The following is an 8767-nucleotide window of genomic DNA, read 5'->3' on the forward strand; positions in this document are numbered from 1 at the left end:
CGGCGAAAAAGCTTTTCGAAGTCCTAAACGGAGGTTCAAAATGAAAAGAGTTGCGATTGTACATGACTGGCTCGTAAATTATGGCGGTGCGGAACGGGTCGTTGAGGAACTTCTCAAAATTTACCCTGAAGCTGACATTTTTACTCTTGTTTACGATGAAAAAAAGATGGGAAAAATCTTCCCGAAAGAAAAGGTTCACACATCTTTCATGCAGAAGTGGCCTCGCGCAACCAAACTTTACACAAAATTCCTCTCTTTCATGCCCAAAGCCTTCGAGTCTTTCGATCTTTCAAACTACAAGCTGGTAATCTGCTCTTCTTCATGTTGCGCGAAAGGCGTAATTACCCCGCCCCTTGTTCCTCATGTGGCATACATTCACACACCAATGCGTTACGCCCGGGACAAATATTTTGAATACAAATCCCGCAGCGGAAGGATTACAAAGTTCTTCATGGACAAATGGATGCCAAAAATCCGTCTCTGGGATTATGTCTCAAGCCAGCGGGTCGATACGCTCATCGCAAATTCAAATTACATCTCACGCCGAATCAAAAAATACTGGAACCGAGATTCAATCGTAATATATCCGCCTGTAAACACAGACCGACTCACGCCGAACTACAAGCCTCACGAGGACTTTTTCGTAGTTTTCAGCCGTTTCGTTCCATATAAGCGAATCGATCTGGCAATTCAAGCATGCGGAAACCTCAAAAAGAAGCTCGTGGTAATCGGAAGCGGGAGCCAGGAAAAATCTCTCAAAAAGCTTGCCGCAAATTATCCAGACACAGAAATCACTTTCACAGGAAGAATCAGCGACAAGGAAGTCATGGACTATCTGCAGCGATGCCGCGCCATGATTTTCTGCGCCGAAGAAGATTTCGGAATAATTCCTGTCGAAGCCCAGTGCTGCGGTCGCCCTGTAATCGCATTCGGAAAAGGTGGTGCTCTTGAAACTGTCATCAACGGAAAAACCGGCACTTTCTTCAGCCATGCCACAGTGGATTCAGTCGAGCGTGCAATCAACCGCTTTGATGAGCTAGAAAAATCAGGCGCATTCGACACGGATTTCATCTCACAGCACGCGAAGACTTTCTCAGCAGAAAGATTCTCACGACAAATCAAGGAAGCGATTGACAACACAATCATGAAGCTTGACGAGGAGACCAGCAAAAAATGAGAATCGCTATAGACTGCCGCATGATTGGCTCAGGTGGAATCGGCTCTTTCATTTCAGAGCTTATCCCCTGCTTTCTCGAAGAAAATGAATGTCTCTTAATCGGAACTCATGAACAGTGCACGCCTTTCTTGCGTCTTCAGAATGTTGAATTCTGTTATTGCGATGTAAAGCCGTTTTCTCTCAAAGAAATCATCAGTTTTCCGCCTGATGTCCTTGAAGCAATTCACCACTACGACTATTATTTCACCCCTTACTGCAATATTCCGGGTAAAATTGAGCTTCCGATTTTCTCAGTGATTCACGATGTCGTTTTCCTCGATGTTAAGGGGATGACAGGATTTTTCGGAAAAATCGCACGTAAAATGTTCTATAAAAGAGCTGTCAATTTCTCAAACGCCATTTTCACAGTCTCAGAATTCTCAAAAGAGCGTATTCTTCATCATCTTCACACTAAAAAACAAATCGAAGTCGTCTACAATGCGGCTCCAAAATACCTCAAGGAGCCGTTTGAAGGCGAAAAACCGGCAAAAAAAGATCAGATTCTCTTTGTGGGAAACATAAAAAAACATAAAGGCCTCAAAACGCTTCTCGATGCGTTTGAAAAAGCACGGAACACGGACAAGGATTTCAAATCGAAGCTCGTGATTGTCGGAAACGCAGAAAATTTCCGCACCGGTGACGAAGAAACCGTCGCAAGGCTCAATGAACTTTCTGCAAGGGAAGGTTTTGTTGAATTCACAGGCCGCATTTCAAACGACCAGCTCAAATATGCATACGCAGAATCAAAACTTCTCGTTCAGCCGTCACTCTACGAGGGATTCGGAATTCCGCCGCTTGAGGCAATGACTTGCGGAACCCCTGCCCTCATTTCGGACATTCAGGTTTTCAAAGAAATATATTCAAGTCTTCCCGTCACTTTCTTTAAGGCAAATGACAGCAATGATTTGTGCGAAAAACTGCTATCCCTGAATAAAACAGAGCCACCCGAAATCGATTTGTCGAAGATTGAATCTCTTTATTCCTATAAACGCTCGGCCTCAATCATCTGCGAAACCATGGCAAAACTTAAAAAGTAGTGACTTTTCTTGTTTTTTGTTGTAAAATACAGAAATATTTAATGGGATTTTATGACAAGCGAAGAATATAAAAAATACTTTAAGAAGAATTTCTGGCGTACCAGTTCATTCACTTCTGGTTTTGCATTGATGCTCGTTGACTGTATCGGGGTCATGCTCAGTATCGGAATCGCCTTCTTCATCATCAATTTCATCAACCACTCATGGATTAATTTCCGCTCGTTCGTCACTTATTGGGTTTACCTTCCGCCAATGATGGTCGTTTTTTATGCGGCCGGTCTTTATCCGGGGCTTGTATATCCGCCTGCCGACGAGGTAAAAAAATTCGGAATCTGCTCATTCTTCATTTTTATCGGAATAGCCCTTTCCATAACTGTCGAGGAAGCAGATGACAAATGGCCTATTGTAGTCGCCATGATTCTTGCCTCACCTTTTGCCCTAATCATCCTTCCAGCCGGCCGTGAATTTGCAAGAACAATATTTTCAAAGCAAAAATGGTTCGGAGTTCCTGCCGTAATCTATGTTTCCGGCAAATCCGGCGATGTAATCATCGAAAGGCTCCTTAAGCGCACCGATCTTGGCTACAAGCCGTGCATGATTATCGACAGCAAGGCATTCATTCCAGGCGAAAAGTTCGGCATCCCAGTCCTTCCTCCGTCAGAAGGCTCATTCAACATCGTAAAAGAATTCGGCATAAAAGTCGCCATTCTCTGTGACTACGACCGCGACACCACCTACATCAACTCATACTACAGGTACACGATTCAGATTCCCCGCATCAATGACATATCGACAATCTCAACGAATGTCCGTGATTTCGGAGGCATCCTAGGCTTCTCTTCGACACACAATCTCACAAAGCCAATCAGCCTTTTCTGGAAGCGAGTGATTGATATTTTTCTTCTTCTCATATCTTCTCCAATCACTGTTCCGCTCGTACTTATTGTCTCTCTCGCTGTTAAAATCTCTTCTCCAGGCCCGGTATTTTACGGCCACAAACGCACAGGAAAAAACGGCAACGAATTCAAATGCTGGAAATTCCGCTCAATGGTAATCGATGCGGACAAACAGCTTGAAAAAATCCTCGCTGAAAATCCTGAAATGCGTGCAGAATGGGAAAAGGACCGCAAATTCACAAATGATCCGCGCGTCACAAAAATCGGCAAATTTCTGCGAAAAACAAGCATCGATGAGATTCCGCAGTTTTTCAATGTCCTTACCGGGGAAATGAGTTTTATCGGACCTCGGCCAGTAACAGAGCCGGAGCTTGCGAAATACGGAAGCAAGGCCGAATTCATTCTCTCCGTACAGCCTGGCTTGAGCGGCATGTGGCAGATTTCCGGCCGGAGCGACACAGGCTACGAGGAGCGGGTTACGCTTGATTCTTACTACATCCAGAACTGGTCTGTATGGCTCGACATTTGGATTATAATCAAAACAATTTATGTCGTTCTGCGGGGAAAAGGTGCATATTAATTTGGAATTAGCAATTAGAAATGAGAAATTGTCTTTATCGTAGATTTTTATTCTTCATTCTTATTTTTGTTTGTTTGCTTGCTTTTCCGCAAAAGTATCGTATCGGGAACATTTCTTATTCACTCGAAAAAACTCGCGAGCAGGATTTGAGGCGAGTCGTCCCGGTCAACACGGACAGGATTTTTGCGAGCAAGGAAGAGCTGGATTCCTACCTTTTGGATTTGAAACAGCGTCTGATGAATACACGGGCATTCGATAATGTGGAATTAGCAATTAGCAATGACCAATTAGAAGTTACAGGGGGGGAAGTCTCCCCCGGTAAAAGCAAAACAAACAATAAGTTTCAAAATGATGCCCACAAGGATGTGGGCAAAAGTAGGGAAAACCCGCAAGAATTTTGCTTGCAAAATTCTTGTCTCGACAGGATATCGGTGCCTACCCCTTCTGCGGGGACCCCCCCCGCAACGCCCCCATCTACAACTGATACAATTATCCCCATCTCGCTCCATATTTCTGCACAGGACACAAAACATCTTCTGATTCTTCCTTACCCGAAATATGATTCAAATGACGGTCTGATTTTCAAAATCAAAGTCAAGGATGTCAATTTTTTGGGCACGATGAACACTATGGATGCCGGAGTTTTTACAGGTCTAAAAGAAGATGTTACGACCGGTGAACAGAACCTGACATTCGGAGGAGAATTCAAGTACAAATATCCTTTTTGTGCAGGCCCCTTCGTCTGCTCATGGAACAATAATTTTGATTTGACATATACAAGAGGTGTGAACGAGCTGGAATTTTGGACTGGAACAGGACTTACACTCGCACTTCCATTCAAAAGAGTTTCCTTCGTGCTTGATGTCAGCGAACAGGCAAACCGGGATTTGGAATATGAGGCTTTCAAGGACACCCAATATTTTACAAGCGATGCAAATTTCTCAGTTCCTGTCAAAATTCTCGACATCGATGACTGGGGATTCGTTTACTGGACACCTTTTATCGACGGAAAAGTCAGCTACGACAAAGACGGAATAAACATCAAAAATGACGATTTGGCAAGTCCGGTCGTTTCCTGCGGACAATCCGTTTCAACTTCCAGAATCAACTGGCACGGAAATTTCAGGGATGGCATTTCGGCAAAAATCGGCCACTCAATCGGTTACGATTTTCAGCAGGAAGAAACTGAGCCGAGGGCATTCGGTGAAATTCAGGCATTCAAGGGCTTCAAATACATAGGATTCAACACCCGCTTCACCGCTTTTGTCACGAAATCAAACAGAGGAAAAATCGGAGATCTTATCAGAGGTGTCCGCGACAAGCAAAAATATGTGAACACAGCAGGACTAGAGCTTAGGACTCAGAGGGCATTAAAAACACCAAGCGCACTTGTCCTAAACATCGACATTCCGGTGCATATAATCACGACACACTGGCTTGACTGGTCAGATTTCATTTTCGGCGAAGAATCCTGGTTCAGCAGGACATTCGCATGGACAGACAAATTTAATTTCGAGCTTCAGGCTTCTCCGTTCATGGACATCGCACTGACAAAAAATGAAGTGACGGACAGGCTTTTCTCCCCAAAAGACGGATGGTACACCGGAGGAATTGAATTTCTTGTTTTCCCGGAGCACTGGAAAGGAATTGTCATGAGGTGCAGTTTTGGAGTTGATTTAGGAAGAGCTGTACTCGCAAAGAAATATCCTGAAAAAATCGACATGAGTTGGCGTGAGAATGTGAAAAAATACGAGATTTACGCAGGAATCGGGCTTCACTACTGATTTTCTAGTACCTGCCACATTATCAGCAACTGCTATTCTATTGGACTATGCTTGCTTTTGCGGCCGCCCTTGCATAAGGATCATTGGAATATTTTGCAATGACTTCAAGCGTGGCGTTTGCATAAACAACATCACCTCTGGCAGAAACTTTCTTGCAGAATGCAATCAAATTGTCCCAGAAATGGTTCTGCTCACACCACATACTGATATCTTCATATTCGCTTATTTTTTTGAAGAAATCAGCAAGCGTAGTGAATTCATAGCTTGAATCTCGGCCTGAAATAGAATTGAGAATATGACTAAGTGACTCTACGCTGCCCAATGCCGATGTAAAAAGAGAATTCTCAGTTTCGCCCTCCTCTTCAAAAATAACGCTGATATTATAAAGTGCGATGAGCGTTTTTGGAGAAGAAACACGGAACAAATCAAAAAAACGGTCCACATTTGAAGCTTTATTGGCATCAATAATCTTAATCATTGCACGGCGAAGAACCAGATCCTTGTAATTTGGATCTTTGTCAAGAATCAGAAGAAGTGCCTGCTTGTATTCCTCAGCCTTGCCCTTGTGCTTCATCAAATCAGCCATTTCATAAAGGATGTCATAAAGCTGGTCCGGGATATCGAGGAATGAACTTTCAAGCCGAGCCTTCTCATAAAAATCAAGCGCAGTCTTATACTCACCCTCAAGCCTGTAAATTCTACCGATCAAGAAGTCAGCCTCAGGGTAAACGCGTTTTTCCTTAACCCAGTCTTCCATCTTATGAACGGAATAATCAAAAAATTTTGCCCCGTACAATTCAAGGTAACGGTTTATAATAGAAATAGCCTCAATCTGATCACGCTCTTTAAGAACTGCTAGAACAGAATCAAAATCATCACCAGCTCGACGAACCGCAAGAGGAGAAAGCGCAACATCAAGAATATAAACCTCATAGTCACTTTCTGCTACCCGATTTGCTTTGGCCTTGTTAGAAAGATTCATAGCCATAGCAATATCGCCGTTATCATAAGCAAACTGAGCGTCCTGCAAAATTCTCCATGAGAATTCAGAAGACTCAGGCTTTTTTGGAACTACCTGAGAAAATAGAGATGAAAAAGTCAAAAGAAAAAAAACTGACAGAATTATCCGTTTCATAAAAATGCTGATTCCTCGATAAAATGCCGGACAGACCTTACAGTTCGTTCAACATTTCCTCAAATACATTATCGGCATCTTTTTCATCAATCGTTCGTATTATTTCACCTTTTTTGAATATAATTGCCTTTCCGCCTGCCCCGGCGATTCCGATGTCAGCATGCTTACCCTCGCCAGGACCATTTACGACACAGCCCATGACGGCCACAGTGATGTCTTTTTTCATAGAAAGGAGCCTGTTCTGCCATCTGTCCATAAAAGCATGGACATCAAAGCCTTGTCGTCCGCATCGAGGACAACTTACCAAAGTCACGCCGCCTTTTCTCTTACCGCACTCACGCAGAATCTCAAGGCCGGTGATAACCTCGTTCTCAGGAGCCGAAGAAAGCGAGACGCGGATTGTAGAGCCGATTCCTTCATTTAAAAGATGGCTGAAAGCAAGTGTAGATTTTACAACGCCAGTGATAAGTGGCCCGGCCTCAGTTACACCGACATGAAGCGGAATATTGTATTTTAAGGCAAAGTCTTCATTCGCTTCGATTGTCTCGGCCACGCTGGAAGCCTTCATACTCACGACGAACTGGTCAAAATTAAGCTCGTCAAAAACGGCACACTCACGAGCAGCTGTCTCACTCAAAGCGACCGCACGGCTCATTTCGCCCTTCTCGACCTTCTCACGCAAATCATGCGGAAGGGAGCCTGAGTTAACGCCGATTCGAATGGCAACGCCTTTTTCACGGCAACCGTTAACGACAGCCTCAACACGGTCACGAGCCCCAATATTTCCCGGATTGATTCGGATAGCCGCTACAGGTCCTTCAAGGCACTTTAAGGCAAGCCTGTAATCAAAATGGATGTCCGCAACAAGCGGCATGGAAGTGGATTTACAAATTTCAATAAAACTTTCTGCACTCTCCATATCAGGAACAGCAAATCGGATAATATCGCAGCCAAGCATTTTCATCTGTGCGATTCTGTTTCGGATAGACTCAAGTCGCTCAGGATTATCCTTTACCCCGACAATTCCCTCTTTCCACATAGTCTGAATCGTAACAGGATTTGCCCCGCCCACAACAATTTTATCAACATTCTCAAATCCGCCGACCGTAACCTCGCGCGGAGCATAAAATTTCTTTTCCATAAGAAATAGTATATCACAAAAGAAAAGAACTTGCACCAATAAAGTATTCTGTGAATGATCCAATGCCAAAAGAAGCCCGAAAAGGCAAAAAAAATAGCGGCTGGAGTCGGGGTTCTGGCAAAAGGTCGCCCATCGCAACATAGCTGCTCGGAGACTCGCTCAAAAGTCGTCTCACAACTTTTGCCGGCTTCACCGTCGCTCCCTATGAACTTGTTCACCGCGACCTTTTTGACAGGTTCCCGACGGGAAGAAAAAAAATCCCCTGCACGGATGCAGGGTAAAAGCAAAGAGAGAAACTTCTGTTTGCCTTTAGGTGAACAGAAGTTTCTCGTTGGAACTCGAAATTACAAGGATGTAATTTCGATTCCTAGCACTGAATCATTCCGAATACCATTGCGAACAAAGCTACAGTTTCACAAAGACCAACGACCATGATGTAGTTAGAGAAGCCTTTTCCTGTCTCACCGAGAGCGTCGCTGCCTGCTGCACCAGCTTTTCCCTGAGCGATAGCAGAGAAACACATTGCAAGACCAGCTGCAATACCAAGACCGAGGAAGAACAATGGGTTCTCAGAGATCTTTGAAGAAGCAGCCATCTGCTGCATGAGAAGGAAGCCGTAGATTGTCTGTGTAAGTGGAGCACCAGCGAAGACTGTGAGGATGAACGGAGCCGGCTTATTTGCCATAAAACAGCGTTTCCAAGCTCCGATTGCGCCCTGACCTGCGATACCGATACCGATTGCAGAACCAATAGCTGCAATACCCATTACAAGACCTGCACCAATCATTCCAAAATTCATAATTTTATCTCCTTTAGATAAGTGTCATTTTTTGTCCGGGAAAACCCCGAAATATTTATATAAATCGCCCTAGTCTTTGAGCGGTTCATACTTAAAGCCAGCCCAGCTCATTCCCAAGTGATTTGAGAATTCGAGCGTATTCAAACGAACGCCGTGGACAATAACTGAGAGCAAGTTCA

7 protein-coding genes are annotated in these 8767 nt (G+C 44.1%); 4 read left to right on the forward strand and 3 right to left on the reverse strand.

Annotated elements, in window-relative coordinates; translation table 11 throughout:
* The first annotated feature begins 40 nt into the window (after nucleotides 1–40).
* The 4 genes from IJJ71_RS04690 (at nucleotide 41) to IJJ71_RS04705 (ending at nucleotide 5513) form a co-directional block, all read left to right on the forward strand.
* Nucleotides 41–1177, forward strand: coding sequence for a glycosyltransferase (locus tag IJJ71_RS04690; protein ID WP_296845611.1), 1137 nt, complete (start codon nucleotides 41–43; stop codon nucleotides 1175–1177).
* The gene (locus tag IJJ71_RS04695; RefSeq protein ID WP_296845612.1) at nucleotides 1174–2253 is read left to right on the forward strand and encodes a glycosyltransferase family 4 protein; all 1080 of its coding nucleotides are present in this window, start codon (nucleotides 1174–1176) and stop codon (nucleotides 2251–2253) included. The genes IJJ71_RS04690 and IJJ71_RS04695 overlap by 4 nt, the downstream gene beginning before the upstream one ends.
* Before the next feature lie 51 nt (nucleotides 2254–2304).
* Nucleotides 2305–3729 carry an undecaprenyl-phosphate galactose phosphotransferase WbaP gene (wbaP, locus tag IJJ71_RS04700; protein ID WP_296845613.1) on the forward strand — a complete coding sequence of 475 codons (1425 nt, stop codon included), beginning with the start codon at nucleotides 2305–2307 and terminating at the stop codon, nucleotides 3727–3729.
* Between the two features lie 401 nt (nucleotides 3730–4130).
* Nucleotides 4131–5513, forward strand: coding sequence for a hypothetical protein (locus tag IJJ71_RS04705; RefSeq protein ID WP_296845614.1), 1383 nt, complete (start codon nucleotides 4131–4133; stop codon nucleotides 5511–5513).
* Between the two features lie 37 nt (nucleotides 5514–5550).
* On the opposite strand, the gene IJJ71_RS04710 is transcribed toward IJJ71_RS04705, so the two are convergent.
* From IJJ71_RS04710 to IJJ71_RS04720, 3 genes are all read right to left on the reverse strand, one after another.
* Nucleotides 5551–6648: a tetratricopeptide repeat protein gene (locus IJJ71_RS04710; protein ID WP_296845615.1), complete on the reverse strand. Its 1098-nt coding sequence runs from the start codon at nucleotides 6646–6648 to the stop codon at nucleotides 5551–5553.
* Between the two features lie 37 nt (nucleotides 6649–6685).
* Complete coding sequence (gene ispG, locus IJJ71_RS04715) at nucleotides 6686–7789, reverse strand: flavodoxin-dependent (E)-4-hydroxy-3-methylbut-2-enyl-diphosphate synthase (RefSeq protein WP_296845616.1); 1104 nt, start codon at nucleotides 7787–7789, stop codon at nucleotides 6686–6688.
* 367 nt (nucleotides 7790–8156) lie between these two features.
* Nucleotides 8157–8588 carry a V-type ATP synthase subunit K gene (locus IJJ71_RS04720; RefSeq protein WP_296845617.1) on the reverse strand — a complete coding sequence of 144 codons (432 nt, stop codon included), beginning with the start codon at nucleotides 8586–8588 and terminating at the stop codon, nucleotides 8157–8159.
* Nucleotides 8589–8767: the final 179 nt, after the last annotated feature.

It is taken from the genome of Treponema sp., from assembly GCF_017430385.1.
Taxonomy (GTDB): Bacteria; Spirochaetota; Spirochaetia; order Treponematales; family Treponemataceae; genus Treponema_D.

Bases quoted from the DNA above. Each gene is read 5' to 3' on its own strand.
- IJJ71_RS04690 (WP_296845611.1), top strand. From the start codon at position 41: ATGAAAAGAGTTGCGATTGTACATGACTGGCTCGTAAATTATGGCGGT.
- IJJ71_RS04695 (WP_296845612.1), top strand. From the start codon at position 1,174: ATGAGAATCGCTATAGACTGCCGCATGATTGGCTCAGGTGGAATCGGC.
- wbaP (WP_296845613.1), top strand. From the start codon at position 2,305: ATGACAAGCGAAGAATATAAAAAATACTTTAAGAAGAATTTCTGGCGT.
- IJJ71_RS04710 (WP_296845615.1), bottom strand. From the start codon at position 6,648: ATGAAACGGATAATTCTGTCAGTTTTTTTTCTTTTGACTTTTTCATCT.
- ispG (WP_296845616.1), bottom strand. From the start codon at position 7,789: ATGGAAAAGAAATTTTATGCTCCGCGCGAGGTTACGGTCGGCGGATTT.
- IJJ71_RS04720 (WP_296845617.1), bottom strand. From the start codon at position 8,588: ATGAATTTTGGAATGATTGGTGCAGGTCTTGTAATGGGTATTGCAGCT.